The organism is Klenkia brasiliensis (assembly GCF_900100695.1).
Taxonomy (GTDB): Bacteria; Actinomycetota; Actinomycetes; order Mycobacteriales; family Geodermatophilaceae; genus Klenkia; species Klenkia brasiliensis.
In genome coordinates this window covers 737,758-757,768 of the sequence record NZ_FNCF01000001.1, presented here as the reverse complement: position 1 = coordinate 757,768, position 20,011 = coordinate 737,758, and the positions used below count along the sequence as shown (strand labels likewise).

The 20,011-nt window shown below is 74.0% G+C and carries 15 protein-coding genes and 1 tRNA gene; 10 read left to right on the top strand and 6 right to left on the bottom strand.

The genetic code is table 11. The features are described 5' to 3' along the window. Window positions 1-55: 55 nt before the first annotated feature. The 4 genes from BLT39_RS03710 to BLT39_RS03695 form a co-directional block, all read right to left on the bottom strand. On the bottom strand, window positions 56-2,365 hold the full coding sequence (locus BLT39_RS03710) for a putative bifunctional diguanylate cyclase/phosphodiesterase (RefSeq protein ID WP_091058694.1): 2,310 nt from the start codon (window positions 2,363-2,365) through the stop codon (window positions 56-58). Window positions 2,366-2,430: 65 nt separating this feature from the next. Next, window positions 2,431-3,114, bottom strand: coding sequence for a trimeric intracellular cation channel family protein (locus BLT39_RS03705; RefSeq protein ID WP_091058691.1), 684 nt, complete (start codon window positions 3,112-3,114; stop codon window positions 2,431-2,433). A 25-nt stretch (window positions 3,115-3,139) separates the two neighbouring features. Further along, window positions 3,140-5,197, bottom strand: coding sequence for an acyl-CoA dehydrogenase family protein (locus BLT39_RS03700; RefSeq protein WP_091058689.1), 2,058 nt, complete (start codon window positions 5,195-5,197; stop codon window positions 3,140-3,142). Next, the gene (locus tag BLT39_RS03695) at window positions 5,194-5,889 is read right to left on the bottom strand and encodes a TetR family transcriptional regulator (RefSeq protein ID WP_091058685.1); all 696 of its coding nucleotides are present in this window, start codon (window positions 5,887-5,889) and stop codon (window positions 5,194-5,196) included. The genes BLT39_RS03700 and BLT39_RS03695 overlap by 4 nt, the downstream gene beginning before the upstream one ends. Before the next feature lie 64 nt (window positions 5,890-5,953). On the opposite strand from BLT39_RS03695, the gene BLT39_RS03690 reads away from it, so the two are divergent. The 5 genes from BLT39_RS03690 (at window position 5,954) to BLT39_RS21760 (ending at window position 12,705) form a co-directional block, all read left to right on the top strand. After that, window positions 5,954-7,228 (top strand): acetyl-CoA C-acetyltransferase, encoded by a 1,275-nt coding sequence (locus BLT39_RS03690; protein ID WP_091058681.1) that lies wholly within the window; start codon window positions 5,954-5,956, stop codon window positions 7,226-7,228. A 14-nt stretch (window positions 7,229-7,242) separates the two neighbouring features. Continuing rightward, window positions 7,243-8,595: a 3-oxoacyl-ACP reductase gene (locus BLT39_RS03685; protein WP_091058677.1), complete on the top strand. Its 1,353-nt coding sequence runs from the start codon at window positions 7,243-7,245 to the stop codon at window positions 8,593-8,595. After that, window positions 8,595-9,446, top strand: coding sequence for a MaoC family dehydratase (locus BLT39_RS03680; RefSeq protein ID WP_091058674.1), 852 nt, complete (start codon window positions 8,595-8,597; stop codon window positions 9,444-9,446). The genes BLT39_RS03685 and BLT39_RS03680 overlap by 1 nt, the downstream gene beginning before the upstream one ends. 240 nt (window positions 9,447-9,686) lie before the next feature. Further along, window positions 9,687-11,327, top strand: coding sequence for a fibronectin type III domain-containing protein (locus BLT39_RS03675; protein ID WP_091058669.1), 1,641 nt, complete (start codon window positions 9,687-9,689; stop codon window positions 11,325-11,327). A 187-nt stretch (window positions 11,328-11,514) separates the two neighbouring features. Beyond that, window positions 11,515-12,705 (top strand): fibronectin type III domain-containing protein, encoded by a 1,191-nt coding sequence (locus BLT39_RS21760; protein WP_131801402.1) that lies wholly within the window; start codon window positions 11,515-11,517, stop codon window positions 12,703-12,705. A 66-nt stretch (window positions 12,706-12,771) separates the two neighbouring features. Here BLT39_RS21760 and BLT39_RS03665 read toward each other — a convergent pair whose 3' ends face one another. Continuing rightward, the gene (locus tag BLT39_RS03665; protein ID WP_091058665.1) at window positions 12,772-13,902 is read right to left on the bottom strand and encodes a glycosyltransferase family 4 protein; all 1,131 of its coding nucleotides are present in this window, start codon (window positions 13,900-13,902) and stop codon (window positions 12,772-12,774) included. Window positions 13,903-13,994: 92 nt separating this feature from the next. Here BLT39_RS03665 and BLT39_RS03660 point away from each other — a divergent pair. Then, window positions 13,995-14,081: transfer RNA gene (locus BLT39_RS03660), tRNA-Ser, on the top strand. 39 nt (window positions 14,082-14,120) lie between these two features. Here the strand turns inward: BLT39_RS03660 and BLT39_RS03655 are convergent. Next, complete coding sequence (locus BLT39_RS03655) at window positions 14,121-14,432, bottom strand: ATP-binding protein (RefSeq protein ID WP_242658129.1); 312 nt, start codon at window positions 14,430-14,432, stop codon at window positions 14,121-14,123. Between the two features lie 260 nt (window positions 14,433-14,692). Here BLT39_RS03655 and BLT39_RS03650 point away from each other — a divergent pair, with 260 nt between their 5' ends. From BLT39_RS03650 to BLT39_RS03635, 4 genes are all read left to right on the top strand, one after another. Then, complete coding sequence (locus BLT39_RS03650) at window positions 14,693-15,052, top strand: hypothetical protein (RefSeq protein WP_091058659.1); 360 nt, start codon at window positions 14,693-14,695, stop codon at window positions 15,050-15,052. Window positions 15,053-15,276: 224 nt separating this feature from the next. Continuing rightward, the gene (locus BLT39_RS03645; protein ID WP_091058656.1) at window positions 15,277-17,268 is read left to right on the top strand and encodes an oxidoreductase; all 1,992 of its coding nucleotides are present in this window, start codon (window positions 15,277-15,279) and stop codon (window positions 17,266-17,268) included. Further along, a complete protein-coding gene (locus BLT39_RS03640; RefSeq protein WP_091058653.1) occupies window positions 17,258-18,217 on the top strand; it encodes an MBL fold metallo-hydrolase in 960 nt (319 codons plus the stop codon). The genes BLT39_RS03645 and BLT39_RS03640 overlap by 11 nt, the downstream gene beginning before the upstream one ends. Beyond that, window positions 18,214-20,010 carry an acyl-CoA dehydrogenase gene (locus BLT39_RS03635; RefSeq protein WP_242658128.1) on the top strand — a complete coding sequence of 599 codons (1,797 nt, stop codon included), beginning with the start codon at window positions 18,214-18,216 and terminating at the stop codon, window positions 20,008-20,010. The genes BLT39_RS03640 and BLT39_RS03635 overlap by 4 nt, the downstream gene beginning before the upstream one ends. Window position 20,011 lies beyond the last annotated feature (1 nt).

The window sequence follows — 20,011 nt, the reverse complement described above, 5'->3', positions numbered from 1 at the left end:
GGGTGATCGACCGGTTCCGGCCGGTCCTGGACCGTCGTCCCCCCACGGGGGGAGGTCAGGCGGGGACGGCGATCCCGTCCAGCAGCGGCGGCACCGCGTCGGCCTCGACCGGGCGCCCGAGCAGGTAGCCCTGCGCGTGCTGGCAGCCCAGGGCGCGCAGCAGGTGCAGCTGGGCCGGCCGCTCCACGCCCTCGGCGACGACCGGCAGGCCGATCTCCTCGGCCAGCCGCAGCACGGCGTGCAGGAACCGGGCCTGCCGCGGGTCGCTGTCGACGCGGGCGAGGAACGAGCGGTCGATCTTCACCGAGTCCAGCGGCATGGCGTTGAGCTGGGCGAGCGAGGAGTAGCCCACCCCGAAGTCGTCCAGGGACACGCCCACGCCGAGGCGGCGCAGCTCGACCACGGCCGTCTGCGCGGCGTCCAGGTCGGCGAAGATGCCCGACTCGGTGATCTCCAGGACCAGCGCGCCCCGCCGCAGCCCGTGCCTGCGCACCAGGTCGGCCACCGTGGTGACGAAACCGGGGGCCACCAGCTGGCTGGGGGCGACGTTGACGTGCACGGTGAGCAGCTCGTCCCGGCCGGCGCTCCAGCCGGCGAGCCGGGTGCAGGCGGCCTCGAGCAGGTCGGCGGTCAGCGCGCCCATCAGCCCGGCGCGCTCGGCGAGGGGGATGAAGACGTCCGGCGGGACGTCGCGGCCCTCGTGCCGCCAGCGGGCCAGCGCCTCCAGGCCGGACAGCCGCCCGGTCGTCAGCTCCACGATGGGCTGGAAGGCCAGCCGGACCCGGCGGTCCTCGACGGCGGTGCGCAGCGCCGACCGCAGCTCCTCGTCCTCGAGCTCGGCCAGGCTCATGCCCGCGCTCCAGGAGACGATGGTGTCCTTGCCCGACCGCTTCGCCGCGTACATGGCGGTGTCCGAGCGCGCCAGCAGTTCGTCGGCGGCCAGCGGGGCGTCGTCGGCGGACAGCTCGCAGAGCCCGACGCTGGCCCGTACGTCGACGACGTCCCCGCGCAGCGTGAACGGCGTGCCCAGTGCCCCGGCCACCTTGGCCGCGGTGAGCACCGGGTCGCCGCCGTCCTCGAGCAGGACGGCGAACTCGTCGCCGCCGAGGCGGGCCACCGTGTCGCCGGAGCGCACCGCCCCGCGCAGCCGTTCGGCCACCCGGACCAGCAGTTCGTCGCCGACCGCGTGGCCCAGGGTGTCGTTGACGACCTTGAAGTCGTCCAGGTCGAGGAAGACCAGCGCCACGGGGCGCAGGTCGCGGGCGTGCAGCTTGAGCGCGTGGTCGAGCCGGTCGAGGAACAGGGCCCGGTTGGCCAGGCCGGTGAGCGCGTCGTGGAAGGCCTGGTGGCGCAGTTCCGCCTCGCGGGCGGCGAGCTCGGCGGCCAGCCGGCCGTTGTCGCGCAGGGCCAGCCACTGCCGGGCCAGCAGCAGGGCGACGACGACGCCGGCGGTGAGCAGCTCCCAGCCGTCCAGCCGCCGGCCGTGGAAGGCCAGCACGGTGGTGACGGCGAAGGCGATGGCGACCGGGACGTAGAGCAGCAGGTCCGCCCGGCCGCCGTCGTCGCGGCGGCGGGCGCGGGCGGGCGCGGCGGTGCCGGGCGGGCACAGCGCGGCCAGCGCGACGAGCAGGAACCCGGCGATCCAGCCCAGGTCGAGGAGGTTGCCGTCGTAGTCGCCCTCGGCGGCCACGTAGGCGAACGCGCTGTCGGAGACGGCGAAGGAGACCAGGCCGAGGGTGACCAGCACCTGCGGCAGCCGGGCGACGGTGGCCCGGGCGACGGTGAGCGTGCCGAGCACGATGAGCAGCACGTCGAGCACGGGGTACCCGACCAGCAGCCCGGCGACCAGCGGGTCGTTGCCGGCGTTCATCGCCACGACCGTGCCGAGCGTGGTCTCCCAGCTGACGAGGCCGACCGCGGCGGAGGTCATGGCGGCGTCGAGGGCCCGGCGCCAGCGGGCGGTGGTGCCGTCGCCGGTCGGGGTGAGCAGCAGGGCGGCGCCGGCGAGCAGCGGGAAGGCGATGAAGCCGACGTCGGCCACCGAGGGGAAGGGCGCCTCGCCGCCCTGCACGACCTGCACCCAGCACCACCAGGCCTGCCCGGCGGCCCACGCGGCGGTGCCGGCGGACAGGCAGGCCCAGGACCACCGGCGCCGGCCGGTGACGGTGCGGGCGCGGGCGGCGCAGGCGACCGCCGCGGTCGCGCCCGAGGCGAACTGCAGCAGGTTGGAGACGTAGACGTCGACGAACGCGGCGTCGCCCAGCGAGGAGGCCAGCTGGAACCCGACGAGCACCGCGAGGACGGCGACGACGGCCGGGCGGGGGGGTCCGACCCGGCGGCGCGCGGGGACAGGTGGGTACGGCACGGCGCTCCTCCCGGCTCGACTGGTGCTGGATGGTTCGGCAGCGCGCGGCCGGAGTTGACCCCGGCTCACCCCTCCGGGCGACGTCGCCGGGCCGACCAGCGGGAGCGGGCGCGCAGCGGCAGGTCGATCGCCACCGGCGCGGACCAGCCCCGCCGCACCGACAGCAGCCGCAGCCCGGCCACCAGCGCGATGGTGGCGGCGGCGACCGGGAGCAGCGGCAGGTCCAGCGGGCCCGACAGCACGGCCAGCAGCGAGGCGCCGATGAGCGCGGCGACCGCGTTGTAGGGGCCGGGCTGCACGATGTCGGCGCGCTGGGCCAGCAGCACGTCGCGGATCACCGCGCCGCCGACCGCCGTCGCCACGCCCAGGAAGACCACGCTGGCCACCGGCAGCCCGGCGGTCTGCGCCTTCTGCGCGCCGATGACGGTGAAGAAGCCCAGGGTGAGCGCGTCCAGGCCGGTGAGCAGGCCGGTCGTGCGGTTGAGCCAGCCGGCGAAGAAGAAGGTGACCATCGCGGCGATGCCCACCGTCGGCAGGTACGCCGGGTTGGTGATGGCCACCGCCGGGACGCCCATGAGCGCATCGCGGATGAGCCCGCCACCCAGGCCGCCGGTGACCGCCAGCAGCAGCACCCCGGACAGCGCGAAGCCCTCACGGGCGGCCAGCAGGCCACCCGTGAGGGCTCCGACCACGACGGCGGCGAGGTCCACCGCCACCGGGATGCGCAGGACGTCGGCGGTGGCGCTCACCCCGCCATTGTCGCCGCGCCGGCGATCACTGCGCCGGTGCCATCTCCAGGTCGACGGCCGTGGCGTCGGGGGTGTCGACGGCGGAGTCGCCGGCCGTGGAGGCGGCCCGCACCCGGGCGTCCTCGGCCGCCATGACCTCCTGGCGGGGGCCCTCCTCGGAGATGATGCGCGACTGCACCCACGCGTCGGGGATGGCGAAGCCGTCGACCAGCGTGCGCATGTGCGGCCGCAGCTCCTTCAGCAGCGCGTTCACCGTGCTGGTGACCGCCTTGGAGCGGGCCGGGGTCAGCCGGCCGTGCTCGAGGAACCAGCCGCGGTCGGCCTCGATCGTGGTCAGCGCGTACAGGTCGCAGAGCTTGGACAGCAGCGCCTTGGCGGCGGGGTCGGCGGTGCGGTCCACCGCGGCCACGAACGCCTCGAGCACCACGCGGTCGATGTGCGTGGTCGCCGTCCGCAGCACGTGGTCCTGCACGTCGTTGAACACGTCGAACAGGCGGTTCTCCTTGTTCGAGGCGCCCTTGCGCAGCCGGTTGGCCGCGCCCTCGAGGGTGTGCTTCTCGCGGTCCTCGAACATCCGCAGCTGCCAGCCGCGGTCCAGCAGCGAGATATCCTCGTCGCGGCCGGGGACGGCGTCCACCAGCCGGGCGATCAGACCGCGGGCGGCGGTGCGCTCCAGCACCGTCTCCTTGACCAGGTCGGCGACGAACTGCGCCTTGCCCCAGCTGTCCAGCGACCCGAAGGAGTCCTGGTAGCCGGTGAGCAGGCCCTTGGCGACCAGCTGCAGCAGGACGGTGTTGTCGCCCTCGAAGGTGGTGAACACGTCGGTGTCGGCCTTGAGCGCCGGCAGCCGGTTCTCGGCGAGGTAGCCGGCGCCGCCGCACGCCTCGCGGGCCATCTGGATGGTCTGCGTGGCGTGCCAGGTGTTGGCGGCCTTGAGCCCGGCGGCGCGGGACTCCAGCTCGCGCTGCGCGGCCTCGTCGACGTCGGTCGCGCCCTGGACGTCGTGCATGGTGGAGGTGAGCTCCTCCTGCGCGAAGTGCAGCGCGTAGCTCTTGGCCAGCGCGGGCAGCAGCTTGCGCTGGTGCACCAGGTAGTCGTTGACCACGATCTCGCGGTCCTCGCCGGGGGCGGCGAACTGGCGGCGGGCGTCGCCGTAGCGGGTGGCGATCTGCAGGGCCAGCTTGGTGGCCGAGCCCGCCGAGCCGCCGACGCTGACCCGCCCGCGCACCAGGGTGCCGAGCATGGTGAAGAAGCGCCGGGTCTCGTTCTCGATGGAGGACGTGTAGGTGCCGTCCTCGGCGACCTGGCCGTAGCGGTCCAGCAGCATGTCGCGGGGGACGGACACATGGTCGAAGGACAGCCGGCCGTTGTCCACCCCGTTGAGACCGGCCTTGGGGCCGTCGTCGCCGACGGTGACGCCGGGCAGCGGGTTGCCGGCCTCGTCGCGGATGGGCACCAGCCAGGCGTGCACGCCGTGCCGCTTGCCCTGGGTGACCAGCTGGGCGAACACCACGGCCATCCGGCCGTCCTGGGCCGCGTTGCCGATGTAGTCCTTGCGGGCCGACTCGTGCGGGGTGTGCAGGTCGAAGGTCTGCGTGGCCGGGTCGTAGGTGCAGGTGGTGCGCAGCTGCTGCACGTCCGAGCCGTGGCCGGTCTCGGTCATCGCGAAGCAGCCGAGCAGGTCGGCGTCGATGATGCGCTGCAGGTAGGCCTCGTGGTGCCGCTCGGTACCCAGCAGCTGCACCGCGCCGCCGAACAGGCCCCACTGCACGCCGGCCTTGACCATCAGGGACAGGTCGCCGAAGGCGAGCATCTCGATCGAGGTGACGGAGGCGCCGGCGTCGTCCTCGCCGCCGTAGGCCTTCGGGAAGCCCAGCCGGGTGCGGCCGGTGGCCGCGAGGTCCTTGAGCAGGCCGGTGATCCGCTCGCGGGCCTCGGCGTTCGTCTCGCCGTACACCGGGGCGTACTTCTGCTCGCCGAGCTGCTCGCGGGCGTCGCGGCGCACGTGCGCCCAGCGGCCGTCGAGCACCTCGGTGAGGCGGGCCGGGTCGACCGGGGTCAGGTGCTGCTGCGTGCTGGTCATCGGGATCCCTCCGTGGTGGCGTGCGGGGTGCGGGGCTGGACGACGCCGGACAGGCCGGCCCAGGCCAGGTCGGTCAGGTGCGCGGTGAGCTCCGCGCGGGGCATGGGGTCCGGTGAGCCCAGCCACCGGTCGGCGGCCGAGCGCACCAGGCCGACCAGGCCGTGGCCCCAGGGCTCGGCGGCCGCGGTGGGCCGGCCGGCCTGCTCCAGGGCCAGGGCCACCAGCTCGGTGGCCTGGGCCCCGACGAGCTCGGACAGCCCGGCGATGGGGTCGGCCGACGGGTCTCGGTCGACCGGCGGGTGCACGACGAACCGGTAGAGCTCGGGGTCGGCCTCGATGAAGGCCAGGTAGGTGTCGATCGCCGCGGCCACCATCTGGCGTGGCCGGTCGGTGCTGGTCATCGCCTGGCGCAGCGCCCCGAGCAGCTGCTCGGCGACCTGCGCGCAGACCGCCAGGTGCAGCTCGCCGCGGTCGGCGAAGTGCCGGTAGACCACGGTCTTGCTGGTGCCGGCCGCGGCGGCGATGTCCTCCATGCCCACGCCCGGGCCGTGCTGGCCCACGGCGGCGACCGTGGCGGCGACGAGCTGCTCGCGCCGGGCGCGCCGGTGCTCGTCCCACCTCGAGTCGCGGCGGTCGCGTCGCCGCGGGACGGTGCCGGCCGCCGTGGGCGGTGTCACCGCCGTCGATTTCATGTGAACGACGGTACCTGATACCGTCGGTACCGACAACGCGACCTCGTCACACCCGGAGGGCCCCATGACCCGCAAGGCTGCGATCGTCGGCGGGAACCGCATCCCGTTCGCCCGGTCCAACAAGAAGTACGCCCGCGCGAGCAACCAGGACATGCTCACCGCGACCATCGACGGCCTGGTGGCCCGCCACGGCCTGGCCGGCGAGCAGGTCGGCGAGGTCGTCGCCGGCGCCGTCCTCAAGCACGCCCGCGACTTCAACCTCACCCGCGAGGCCGTGCTGGGCTCGCAGCTGTCGCCGGCCACGCCGGCCTACGACGTGCAGCAGGCCTGCGGCACCGGCCTGGAGGCCGCCGTCCTGGTGGCCAACAAGATCGCCCTGGGGCAGATCGAGTCCGGCATCGCCGGCGGCACCGACACCACCTCCGACGCACCGCTCGCGGTCAACGACGACCTGCGCAAGGTGCTCATCGCCGCCAACGCCGCCAAGACCCTGCCCGACCGCCTCAAGCTGCTCGCCCGCATCCGACCGGGCCAGCTGGTGCCCGACCAGCCGCGCAACGTCGAGCCGCGCACCGGGCTGTCGATGGGTGAGCACGCCGCGATCACCGCCAAGGAGTGGGAGATCAGCCGCGAGGCGCAGGACGAGCTGGCCGTGGCCAGCCACCACAACCTGGCCGCCGCCTACGACCGCGGGTTCTTCGACGACCTGGTCACCCCGTTCCTGGGCCTGACCCGCGACGACAACCTGCGCCCGGACTCCACCGTCGAGAAGCTGTCCACCCTGAAGCCGGTGTTCGGCAGGGGCGAGGGCGCCACCATGACCGCGGCGAACTCCACCCCGCTCACCGACGGCGCCTCCGCCGTGCTGCTGGCCAGCGACGAGTGGGCCGCCGAGCACAAGCTGCCGGTCTGGGCGCACCTGGTCGACGCGCAGACCGCGGCGGTGGACTACGTGCACGGCGGCGAGGGCCTGCTGATGGCCCCGGCCTACGCCATGCCGGTGATGCTGGCCCGCAACGGGCTCACCCTGCAGGACTTCGACCTCTACGAGATCCACGAGGCCTTCGCCTCGACGGTGCTCTCGACCATGAAGGCCTGGGAGGACCCGGGCTTCTGCAAGGAGAAGCTGGGCCTGGACGCCCCCCTGGGGTCAATCGACCGGTCCAAGCTCAACGTCAACGGCTCCTCGCTGGCCGCCGGGCACCCGTTCGCCGCGACCGGCGGCCGGATCGTCGCCTCGCTGGCCAAGATGCTGCACGAGGCCGGGCCCGGGAAGCGCGGGCTGATCTCCATCTGCGCGGCCGGCGGCCAGGGCGTCGTCGCGATCCTCGAGAGCTGAGAAGGGACACCGCCATGAGCGACTGGTACCGCGACTTCGCCAACTCCGGCATCGGGTCCACCATCACCAAGCAGCTCGGCCTGCCCCGGCCGGTCCGGCTGCGCCGCTACACCCCCGGGCAGCCGCTGCTCGACGGCCCGGCCCTGGTGGGCTCCGCCGGCGACGGCCGGCTGCGCGCCGAGGTCGAGTCGGTGCTCAAGGAGGACGGCGTCACCGTGCTGTCCCCGGTGACCGCCGACGGGGAGCGCGGCGCGAAGGTGGCCGCCGTCGTCCTGGACGCCACCGGGGTCACCACCCCGGCCGACCTGGCCGCGGCGCACGACTTCCTCGCGCCCGCGGTCAAGCGGCTGGGCACCAACGGCCGGGTCGTCGTCCTCGGCGAGGTGCCGGGCGAGGCGCCCTCGCCCGCGCTGGCCGCGGCCCGGCAGGCCCTGGACGGCCTGGTCCGGTCGCTGGCCAAGGAGCTGCGCGCCGGCGCGACGGCCAACCTCGTGTACGTGCCCGCGGGCGCCGAGGCGTCGGTGCCCGGGCCGCTGCGGTTCTTCCTGTCCGGCCGGTCGGCCTACGTCGACGGCCAGACGGTCACCCTGTCCGCAGCCGACGTGCCCACCGGCGACGGCGGGACCACCCCGCTGGCCGGGAAGGTCGCCGTGGTCACCGGCGCGGCCCGGGGCATCGGCGCCTCGATCGCCGAGGTGCTCGGGCGGGACGGCGCCCACGTGGTCGCCGTCGACGTGCCCGCCGCCGGCCAGGCGCTGGCGGAGGTCGCCAACCGCATCGGCGGGACGGCGCTGCAGCTGGACATCACCGCCCCCGACGCCGCGGCGCGGCTGGTGGAGCACGTGGTGGAGCGGCACGGCGGGGTCGACGTGGTGGTGCACAACGCCGGCATCACCCGCGACAAGCTGCTGGTCAACATGGACGCCGCGCGCTGGAACTCGGTGCTCGCGGTGAACCTGCAGGCCCAGCTGGACATGACCCAGGCGCTGCTGGACGCCGACGGTGCGCTCAGGCCCGGCGCGCGGGTCGTCGCGGTGAGCTCGCAGTCGGGCATCGCCGGCAACCGCGGGCAGACCAACTACTCGGCGTCCAAGGCCGGCGTCATCGGCATGGTGCGGTCGTGGGCTGCGGAGTTCGCCTCCCGCGGGGCCACCATCAACGCCGTCGCGCCCGGGTTCATCGTCACCGAGATGACCGCCAAGATGCCCTTCGGCACCCGCGAGGTGGGTGCCCGGCTGAACTCGCTGCAGCAGGGCGGCCTGCCGGTGGACGTCGCCGAGGCGATCGCCTGGCTGGCCCAGCCGGCCAGTGCCGGGGTCAACGGCCAGGTGCTGCGGGTCTGCGGCCAGAACCTGCTGGGGGCCTGATGGGCACGCCCGTCGTCCTGTCCTCGCCCCCCTCGATGGGGCAGCTGTTCGCCAAGGCCGCGCTCACCGCGCGCGGCCGGGGCGGGGAGCTGCCGGGCACCCACCTGAGCCGGGTGGCCGTCGCCGTCGACCCCGCGCAGGTGGCCGACTACGCGGAGGTCTGCCGGTTCCGGTTCGGCGACACCCTCCCCGCCACGTTCCCGCACGTGCTGACCTTCCCGCTGCAGGTCGCGCTGATGGCCGACCGGTCGTTCCCGCTGGCCCTGCCCGGGCTGGTGCACGTGCGCAACCGGGTGGACGTCGTCCGGCCGGTGTCGGTCACCGAGAAGCTGGACCTGGAGGTCTGGGCCGACCGCTTCGCCCCGCACCGCAGCGGCGCGACCGTCGACCTGGTCGCCTCGGTCCGCTCGCGCGGGGACGAGGTGTGGCGGGGGCGGTCGACCTACCTGGCCCGCGGCGCCTCGGCGCCCGTGGGGGAGCCGACCGACCTGGAGGTCGAGATCGGGGACGTCGCGCAGGCCGCGGTCTGGCGGGTGCCCGACGACGCCGGGCGGCGCTACGCGAAGGTCTCGGGCGACGTGAACCCCATCCACCTCTCGGGCCTGAGCGCCAAGGCGTTCGGGTTCAAGCGGGCCATCGCGCACGGCATGTGGGTCAAGGCGCGGGCGCTGGCCGCGCTGTCGGGGCGCCTCCCGGAGTCCTTCCGGGTCGACGTCGGGTTCCGCAAGCCGCTGTTCCTGCCCTCGACGGTCGCCCTGTCCACGGGCCAGCGCGACGGCGGCTGGGACCTCGCCGTCCGCAACGCCAAGGCCGGCACCGACCACGTCCTGGCCACGGTCCGCCCCCTCTAGACCCTCCGCCCGGTCAGCGTCGACCAGGGGAGTTGATCGAGGTCCGTCCTCCTGCACCAGAGCTGCTGCAGTAGGACGGACCTCGGTGCAGGAGGACACGGCTGTGAATAAGATCCAAGATATTCCGATACTTCTCTCCTCGTTGGTTCGCAGTCCCCTGACAGGCCGCCGATGGAAGCGGTGCGCGGGACATCCGCGCACGTGCCCGGCGCTCCGGGCTGTCCCGGGGGAGCCCCGCACATGCGCTTCACGTCCCCGTCCCGTCGCGCGCTGGGCCTCGCGGCCGCCAGCGCGATCGGGATGTCCACCGCCCTCCTGGGCGTCACCGGTGTCGCGTCGGCCGCCGGCCCCGTGCTGCTGGCCGGCCAGACGCTGACCTCCGACGAGGCCACCAGCTTCACCGTGGGCGACGGTGTCTGCGGCATCAACTGGCAGGTCTACGGCGCCGGTGGCGGCACGGCCAGCGACGAGACGGTCGGTCAGCCGGGCGGCGTGGTCATCACGACGACGGACGCCACCGCCGGCGACGTCTACGACCTCTACGCGGGCGAGCGTGGCGGCAACGCCACGGAGAGCGCGGGCGGCGCGGGTGGCAGCGGCTACGTCAACGAAGAGGGCGCCGTCGTCTTCCAGGGTGAGGACGGGCTCGAGGACGACCCCGACGAGCCGACCGTCTACAGCGGCGGCGGTGGCGGTGGCTCCGTGGTCGTCGACGCGCAGGGCGTCTTCATCGGCGCGGCCGGCGGCGACGGCGGCGCGGTGGAGGCCACCGACTGGGGCTACGGCGGCGGCTACACCTACTCGGCCACCACCGACGTCGACTCGTCGCGGGTCGGGGACCAGTACGTCGGCTCCATCACCGCCCAGGGCGTCTCCTGCACCCCGGGCGCCCCCTACCTCAACTACGTCGACCCCGGCGACGGCGAGGCCACGGTGAACTTCGTCGCCCCGTACGACGACAACGGCGTCGACGTCACCGGCTACGAGGTGACCACCGACGACGGTGACTCCTGGTCGGCGCTGACCACCACCGGCGAGGACGGCCGCCTGTCCGGCACGATCACCGGCCTGACGAACGAGACCACCTACACGGTGGCCGTGCGCGCGGTCGGCGGCACCGGCGGCGCGGTCAAGGGCGACGCCAGCCAGAGCCAGACGGTCACCCCGTACCGCCCGCTCGCGGCCCCGACCAACGTCGTCGTCACCACCACGACCTCGCGGGTCACCATCTCCTGGACCGCCCCGGCGGGTCAGGTCAAGGGCTACGACGTCGGCATCAGCTACGGCCAGTCCGGTGACCAGGGCTGCGCCATCACCGACCCGTCGGTGACCACCTGCACCTTCTTCACCCGGGCCGGCTCGGACTTCGAGGTCGGCGTCCGCGCGATCGACATGCAGGACCGCCCCGGCCTGTACGCCTCGCAGACCGGCATCACCGTCCCCGGCCCGGCCACCCCGGCCTCGGTCCCGACCAAGGACGACGGCGACATCGTCGGCCCGGCCGGCCCGATCTCGAAGATCACCGCGGGTCAGAAGATCACCCTCGAGGGCACCGGCTACGCCCCGAACTCCACCGTCGAGCTGCTCGTCTACTCCTCGCCGGTCAGCCTGGGCACCGTCGTCACCGACGAGAACGGCTCGTTCTCGGTCGAGGTCACCGTCCCGGCGAACCTGGCCAACGGCACCCACCACCTGGTGGCCACCGGTGTCGACCCGAGCGGCAACGTCCGCAACCTGGTCATCGCGGTCACCGTCTCCGGCGGCCAGGCCGTCCTGGCCACCACCGGCTTCGACGCCGTCCCGGTCGCGGTCGGTGGCGGGCTGGTCCTGCTGGCCGGTGCCGGCCTGCTGGTCGGGGCTCGTCGCCGCAGCAACGCCTGACCCGTACGGCCCGACGACGGCCCCGTCCCCCACCCGGGGGGCGGGGCCGTCGCCGTCCCCGGGACCGGTTCCCCAGGTTCTTGCCAGGTTCGGTCACAGGTAGCTGACAGGCTGCCGATGAGGGAGGTGCGCGGGGCACCCGCGCACGAGCCCGGCGCACCGGGTGCCCAACGGGGAGTCGACCCTCATGCGATCGTCCATCGTGTCCCGCCGCGTGCTCGGCTTGGCTGCCGCTGCTCTCGTCGGTCTGTCCACCGCCGCGCTGCCCGGCGTCGCCCTGGCCGAGGAGGGCGACACCACGCCCCCGGCCGTGACGACCTCGCCGGTCGCCGAGCCGACCGCCGACCCGACCGCCGCGGCCGAGGACGAGGTCCTCCCGGCCGTCGTCCTCGCGCCGACCGGCGGCGAGTACTTCGTCGGCGACGGCTACATCCTGCTGACCGTCGAGGGTGCCTCCTCGTCCGACCTCGAGTACAGCCTCGACAACGGCTCCACCTGGACCTACGTCGACGCGACCCTCGACACCGACGACGAGACCGTCGCCTACGGCGACGTGGAGGCCGACAGCGCCCCGCAGGGCGTCCAGGTCCGCAACGTCGACGGCGCCGACCGCAGCGCCGGCACCGCCCTCGACCTGGTCGTGCCGGTCGGCGCCCCGACCAACCTGACCGCCGTGCCCGGCGGCTCTTCGCTCACCGTGGACTGGGACGCCCCGGCCCCCGGCGGCACCTACGCCGTGTCCGGCTACGAGGTCTACATCTCGCAGGTCGACGGCGAGGGCGGCGGCATCGGCTGCTCCACCGAGGCCCCGACCACGGCGTGCACCTTCCCGGTCCCGGACGGCTACGCCTACGACGTCTACGTCCTGGCCTACGACGAGGCCGGCTACACCGGCGGCGACGCCTTCGTCACCTCGGCGAAGGTCCCGGCCGTCGCGGCCCCGACCGCCGTCCCGACCAAGGACGACGGCGACATCACCGGCCCGTCCGGCCCCATCACCGCGGTGACCGCCGGCCAGCAGCTCGTGCTCAAGGGTGACGGCTTCTTCCCCGGCACCACGGTGCGCCTGACCGTCTTCTCGGCCGCGGTCGACCTCGGCTCGGTCGTCGTCGCCGACGACGGCACCTTCACCGCCGGCGTGACCATCCCGGCCACCCTGGCCAACGGCACCCACCACCTGGTCGCCACCGGCATCGCCGCCGACGGCAGCGTGCGCAACCTGGTCATCACGGTGACCGTCTCGGGCGGCCAGGCCACCGTCGTGCCGACCCTGGCGAACACCGGCTTCGACGCCGTCCCGGTCGCGGTCGGTGGCGGGCTGGTCCTGCTGACCGGTGCCGGCCTGCTGGTCGGGGCTCGTCGCCGCAGCAACGCCTGACCCGTACGGCCTGACCGACGGCCCCGTCCCCCATCCCGGGGGGCGGGGCCGTCGTCGTCGGCGGGTTCAGGAAGCGAGGCGGTGGACCGACGCCCCGCCGAGGACCCCTTCGTAGTGGCCGATCAGCTCGTCGCCCAGTCGTCCCCAGGTGCGGTGCGCCACCGAGGCCCGCGCCCGCCCGGCCGCCGCGCGCAGGGCCAGCCGGTCGTCGCGCAGCCCCGCGACCTGCGCGGCGAGCACCCACGGGTCGTCGCCGGCCCACAGCCAGCCGTTCTCGCCGTGCCGGACCAGGTCCAGCGGCCCACCGGACGCCGCGACCAGCGCCGGCACGCCCGCGGCCAGGGCCTCCTGCACGGCCTGGCAGAACGTCTCGTCGGCGCCGGGGTGCACCAGCAGGTCCAGCGAGGACACCAGGTCGCCCAGCTCCTCGCCGACCACCCGGCCGGTGAACACCGCGCGCGGCAGCACCCGCTGCAGGGCGCGCCGCTGTGGGCCGTCGCCCACCACGACCAGGCGGACCCCCGGCAGCTCGGAGAGCGGGGCCAGCAGGTGCAGCCGCTTCTCCACGGCCAGCCGGGCGACCGTGCCGACCAGCAGCTCGCCGTCCGGTGCCAGCGCGGTCCGGACGGCGTCCGAGCGCCGGGTGGGGGAGAACTGCTGCAGGTCCACGCCCCGCGCCCACAGCGCCAGCGGGCCGATCCCGTGCCGGCGCAGCTGGGCCATGGTGGTGGTGGAGGGCACCAGGGTCAGCGCCGTCCGCTCGTGCAGCGTGCGCAGCCACCGCCACGTCGTCGCCGAGCCGCCGGGCAGCCGGTAGCGGCCGGCGTAGGCGGCGAGGTCGGTCTGGAACACCGCGACGGCCGGGATGCCGCGCTGCTGGGCCGCCCGCGCCGCGGTGGAGCCGAGGACGGCGGGGGAGGCCAGGTGGACGACGTCCGGGCGCAGCTCGTCGAGCAGGTCGCCCACCTCGCCGGTGGGTGCGGCCAGCGGCAGCTCCCGGTAGCGCGGCAGCCGGACCGACCGCACCGCGTGCACCGGCACCACCGCGCCGCAGCGGCTCTCGTAGTCGGCGCCGGACGGCGCAACCACCACGGGTTCGTGGCCGCGCAGGGCCAGGTGGTCGGCGGCCCGCAGCACCGAGGTGACGACGCCGTTGACCGCGGGGGTGAAGGTCTCCGAGACCAGGGCCACGCGCATGGTGCCCAGGACAGCGCCCGCGGGTGACGGGAGATCGACACCGCGACGACGGTCGGGTGCAGGTCAGGCGGCGGGCTAGGCTCGGTCGGCCAGGAGGGCTCGCCTAGTGGCCGATGGCGGCAGTCTTGAAAACTGCTAGGGGTTCACGCTCCTCGAGGGTTCGAATCCCTCGCCCTCCGCTCCGCGCGACGGGCTCGACCTCCCCGGCGGCGTCCCGGCTACACCTGCGGTGCGTCCAGCTCGACCCACACCCGCTTGCCGCCGTGGTGCTCGTCGGCTCCCCACCGGTCGGCCACGGCCTCGACGATCTGCATCCCACGGCCGCGGGCGGCGGTGTGGTCGAGCTCATGCACGACGGGCCGGATCGCCGACCCGTCGACGACGGCGATGCGCAGCCAGGTGTCCGCGAGGCTGACCTCGACCGTGAGCACCGACTCGTCTCCCGCGTGGTCGACGACGTTGGCGACGAGTTCGCTGACGAGGAGCTCGACGTCGCCCAGGTCGTGGGGTGCCCCCCAGGCGGTCAACATTTCGGTGACCGCGCGGCGCGCTGCCACGACACTGCGTGCCGTCGGCCGCAGGTCGGCGGTTGCGGTGTAGCTGGACATCGGTGACTCGCTCAGCTGGGGTTCCGCTGACGACCGGGGGGCTACCGGGTGGGTCATGCGGTGTGCCACCAGTGTGTGCACAACCGGTTCCGTGCCGCAATAGCCGTTGCATGCAACGGGCATGTCGTCCGCTGTAGCGTTGCGTCGACGTCGTTCCCAGGTCGTCGCCGAGCGGAGGGCGCGTGCAGTCAACGCCGCTGGGAGGCGGGGCGGACGACGCCCTCGCCTCCCTGGTCGACGCGCTGGACGACGTGGTCGAGGAGCTCACGCTGGCCCGGGAGCGGGCCCGCGTCCTGCAGTCGCAGCGCGGCAGCGGCCGCGACTGGTACGACATCGTCTCCTCGGAGGAGCGGCCGCTGATCGTCGAGCAGATCAGCAGCGCGATCGCGTCGCTGTCGACCGCGGGGAGCCAGTGGCGTCGGGAGCAGGCGACTGCCCTGTCCGCGGAGGGCGTGAGCATCAACAAGATCGCAGCCCTCTACGGCGTCACCCGTCAACGGGTGTCTGCCCTCCTGCGGGGGCACGTCGGCGAAGCAGACTGAGCCGACGGCCGACGGCCGACGGCCGACGGACAGCCGGATCCGACGGGGTGCGGGCGGGCCCGCGGACGTGGCCGACCTCGCGGTCGGGCCCGACCGGGGTTGCGGCCGTCCTTGACAAGTGTGTGCGGGCCCACAACAGTGACGGCATCCGACCGCGTGGTCGGTTTCTTGAACTACAGGTCGGATCAGCGACGAGGCTGGCCGACGGCCCGCGGAGGTCGGACATGGAGAAGTACGCGCCGTTGTGGGAGCCGCTGCAGGTGGGCTCCGTGACGCTGAAGAACCGCGTCGTGGTCACCGCCCACGCCCTGCAGTACGCGGTCGACAACCTGATGACCCAGCAGAGCGTCGACTACTACGAGGAGCGCGCCAAGGGCGGCGCAGGCCTCATCCTCACCGAGGCGCAGGCCGTCCTGCCCAACAGCCGTGGCCTGGCGCCCCGCACCCACCAGGGGTGGGACCCGGCGGTCATCCCGGTCTACGAGCGGCTCGCCGAGGCGGTCCACCGGCACGGCGCCAAGGTGTTCATCGACCTGTCCCACTTCGGCGTCGAGGACCACAGCTCGATGTTCCTGGACAACTGGCGCGCCCTCTGGAGCGCCTCCGGCATCCCCTCGTTCACCTACAACGAGATCGGCAAGCCGATGACCCGGGAGGACATCGCCGAGCTCGCGTCCGGGTTCGCCCGCAGCGCCCGCAACGCCAAGACCGCCGGCCTGGACGGCGCCGAGGTGCACGCGGCCCACGGCTACCTGCTGTGCAGCTTCCTGTCCCCGCTGACCAACCTGCGCACCGACGAGTACGGCGGGAACACGGAGAACCGCTGCCGCATCGTGCTGGAGTGCGCGCAGGCCGTCCGCGACGAGTGCGGCCCCGACTTCCCCATCGGCGTCCGGCTCTCCCTGGTCGAGGGCGTGCCCGGCGGCATCGACGCCGAGGAGGGCGAGCGGATCGCCCGGTACCTGGCCGACTCCGGCTTGTTCGACTACTTCTCCATCAGCGCCGGCAACGCCTCGACCTTCGACCAGGTCGTCTCCCCGATGAGCATGCCCGGCGCCCGGCTGGTCGACCTCGCCGCCCGCGCCAAGAAGGTGGTCAACGGTCTGCCGGTGCTCACGGCCAACGGCATCACCGACCTCTCGATCGCCGCCGACATCATCGAGCAGGGTCACGCCGACATGGTCGCCATGACCCGGGCGCACATCGCCGACCCGCACCTGGTCAGCAAGGCCCGGTCCGGCCGGGAGCAGGAGATCCGGCACTGCGTCAGCGCCAACCAGGGCTGCATCAACCGGATGGCCCAGGGCTGGTCCCTGACGTGCACCCAGAACCCGGCGGCCGGCCGGGAGGCGCTGCTCGGCATCGACACCTTCAGCCGGACGTCGGCGCCCAAGAAGGTCGTCGTCGTCGGTGGTGGCCCCGCCGGCATGCGGGCCGCGGAGGTCGCCGCCTCCCGCGGGCACGAGGTGGTCCTGCTCGAGCGCGACGACCGGCTCGGCGGTCAGATCCGCTACGCCGCGCAGATCGCCACCCGGGGCCGCTGGAACGTCATGGTCAAGGACATGGAGCGCCAGCTCGCCCTGCACGGCGTCGACGTCCGGCTCGGCACCGACGCCACCGTGGACGACGTCCGCGCACTCGAGCCCGACCACGTGGTGCTCGCCACCGGGTCGACCTGGCGGACCGACGGGTTCAGCGCGAAGACCGCCTTCCGCCCGGGCATCCCCGGCCTGGAGCACGTGCGGGTGCTCGACCCGATCCAGGCCCTGGCGAACCCCGAGCTGTGCGGCGAGCGGGTGCTCGTCGTCGACGACACCGGGGAGTACACCGCGCTGGGCCTGGCCGAGACCCTGGCGGAGGCGGGCAAGAAGGTGGAGGTCATCACCGCCGGCATGTACCTGGGGGAGAAGATCCTGCTCACCCTGGACGTCGGCCACCTCTACCCCCGGCTGCACGCCCTGGGCGTCACCCTCACCCCGCAGCACATCGTCGGCGCGGTCACCGAGGACGGCGCCGTGCTGACCCGGGTGTGGGACTTCCAGAACCGGGTGCTGCCCGTCGACTCGATCGTCACCGTGATGCTGCGCGACCCCGAGACCTCCCTGGCCGCCGGCCTGCGCGAGCACTTCGAGGTCAGCCAGATCGGTGACTGCTCGGCCCCCCGCCAGGTGGACCAGGCGATCTACGAGGGCGAGATGGCCGGCCGTGCCGTCTGACGCCGCCACCACCGAGGAGACCACGATGCGCAGCTGGGCGGTCGGCGACATCCGGATCACCCAGGTGCTGGAGATGCCGGTCGAGGTCGGGGTGCTCGACGGGCTGATCGCCGAGGCCACCCCGGAGGTCGTCCAGGGCATCGGCTGGCTGCACCCGGACTACGCCACCGCCGGCGGCCAGACCATCTGGAGCCTGCACTCCTACGTCGTGGACACCGGCTCGGCCGTCGTCGTGGTCGACACCGGCTGCGGCAACGGCAAGTCCGCACCGCTCATCCCGGCCTGGGGGAAGCTCGACAACCCCTTCCTCGAGCGGCTGGCGGAGGCCGGGTACACCCGCGAGCAGGTCGACGTCGTCCTGTGCACGCACATGCACCTGGACCACGTGGGGTGGAACACCGTCGACGAGGGCGGGCGCTGGGTGCCCACGTTCCCGAACGCCCGCTACGTCTACGTCGCCGACGAGTTCGCCTACCACCGGGGCATCGCCGAGGAGGCCGACATCTCCGAGGACCTGGCCGGCGCGGTCGTCTACGAGGGGGCGAACCCCGACATCCACAACCAGACGCGGCTGGTGTTCGCCGAGTCCATCCAGCCCGTCGTCGACGCCGGTCTGCTGGACCTGGTCCCGGCCGACTCCGTGGTGACCGAGGGGGTCCGGTACGTGTCGACCCCGGGGCACACGAAGTCCCACCACAGCGTCGTGGTGGAGTCCCTGGGGGAGCGGGCGTTCATCACCGGCGACTTCATCCACCACCCGGTGCAGATCGCCGAGCCGACCTGGAGCAGCCACGGCGACTTCGACCGGGCCCAGAGCGCAGCCCGCCGGGTCGAGTTCGTCGAGTCCGCCGCCGACACCGACCTGCTGGTGCTGGGCACGCACTTCGCGGGCAGCAGCGCCGGTCGGGTCGTCCGCGACGGCGGGGGCTACCGCTTCGCGCCGGCGTGAGCGGCTCCGCGGTGCAGCGCGGGTTGCTCCGGACGCTGGACTTCCTGCTGGTGGAGTGGCTGGAGCTGGGGTCGCTGCTGCAGCGGCCCCGCTTCGCCGACCACTCGGTGGAGACCTGCGGGGAGCTGCTCGCCATGGCCTCGCAGCTCGCCGAGGAGGTCTTCGAGCCGGCCAACCGGGTCAGCGACACCGAGGAACCGCGGATCGGCCCGGACGGCGGGGTCGTGCTCCCCGCGGCCACCCACCGGGCCTGGGAGGCCTTCCGGTCCGCGGGGATCGCCGGGGCCGGCCACGACCACGCGGACGGCGGCCTGCAGCTGCCCCGCACGGTGGACATGGCGGTGCGCGCCGTGCTCTCGGCGGCCGGGCCGAACCTGGTGCCGATGCTGCTGACCGAGGGCAACGCCGCGCTGCTGGCCGAGCACGGCTCCCCGGCCCAGCGCCGGGCCTTCGCCGTCCCCCAGGTCGAGGGCCGCTGGACCGGGACCATGGCGCTGTCGGAGTCCCAGGCCGGGTCGTCGCTGGCCGACGTCGCCACCCGCGCCGTGCCCGACGGAACCGGCTCCGCGGACGACCCGCTCGGGCCGCGGTACCGGATCACCGGCGACAAGATGTGGATCAGCGGCGCCGAGCACCCGCTGACGGACAACATCGTCCACCTGGTGCTCGCCAAGGTCCCGGACGACGACGGCACGGTGCCCACCGGCACCGGGGCGCTGTCGCTGTTCGTCGTCCCGAAGGTGCGGGTCGGGCCGGACGGCGAGCTGGGGGAGCGCAACGGCGTCCACCTCGTCGGCCTCAACCACAAGCTGGGCATGCGCGGCATCCCGAACACCGCGCTGTCCTTCGACGCCGCCGTGGGCCACCTGGTCGGGGCGCCCGGGCAGGGCCTGGCCCAGATGTTCCACATGATGAACGCCGCGCGCGCCGAGATCGGGCTGCTGGCCGCGGCGCTGGGCTACGCCGGGTTCGCGGTCTCCCTGGACTACGCCCGCACCCGCCGCCAGGGCCGCCCGCGCGGCGTGCGGGACGGCGAGCAGGTGCCGCTGGTGGCGCACACCGACGTCGTGCGGATGCTGCTGGCGCAGAAGTCCTACGCCGAGGGCGCGCTGGCGCTCGCCCTGTACGTCGGCCGGCTGCTCGACGACCAGCGCACCGGGGACGACGGGGCCCGCGCCCGGGCGGCCACCCTGCTCGAGGTGCTCACCCCGGTGCTGAAGAGCTGGCCGAGCGAGTGGTGCCTGGAGGGCAACAGCCTGGCCATCCAGGTGCTCGGGGGCGCCGGCTACACCCGCGACTTCCCGGTCGAGCAGTTCTGGCGGGACCAGCGGCTGAACATGATCCACGAGGGCACGCACGGCATCCAGGCGATGGACCTGCTCGGCCGCAAGGTGCGGCTGCGGGACGGCGCCTGCCTGCGGGAACTGGGTGCGGTGCTGTCGGCCACGGCGACCCGGGCGCGGAGCGCGGGCCTGGGCGAGTGGGCGGCGGACCTGGAGCGGTCGTGGGGCGACGTGCTGTCGGCGACGGACGCGGTCTGGCGGGACGACGACGCCTCGGCCGCGCTGGCCAACGCCACGCCCTACCTGCAGGCGTTCGGGCACGTCGTGCTGGCCTGGGTGCACCTGGACCTCGCGGTGGCCGCGGCCGGCTCCGACCACCCCGAGGCCGGGGGGCGGACAGCCGCGGCGGCCTACTTCTTCGCCTACGAGTTGCCCCGGGTGGCGGCCTGGCTGGCGCCGGTCGCGGCGGGCGAGCTGCTCTGCCGGGACCTGGACCCCGCCCTGCTCTGAC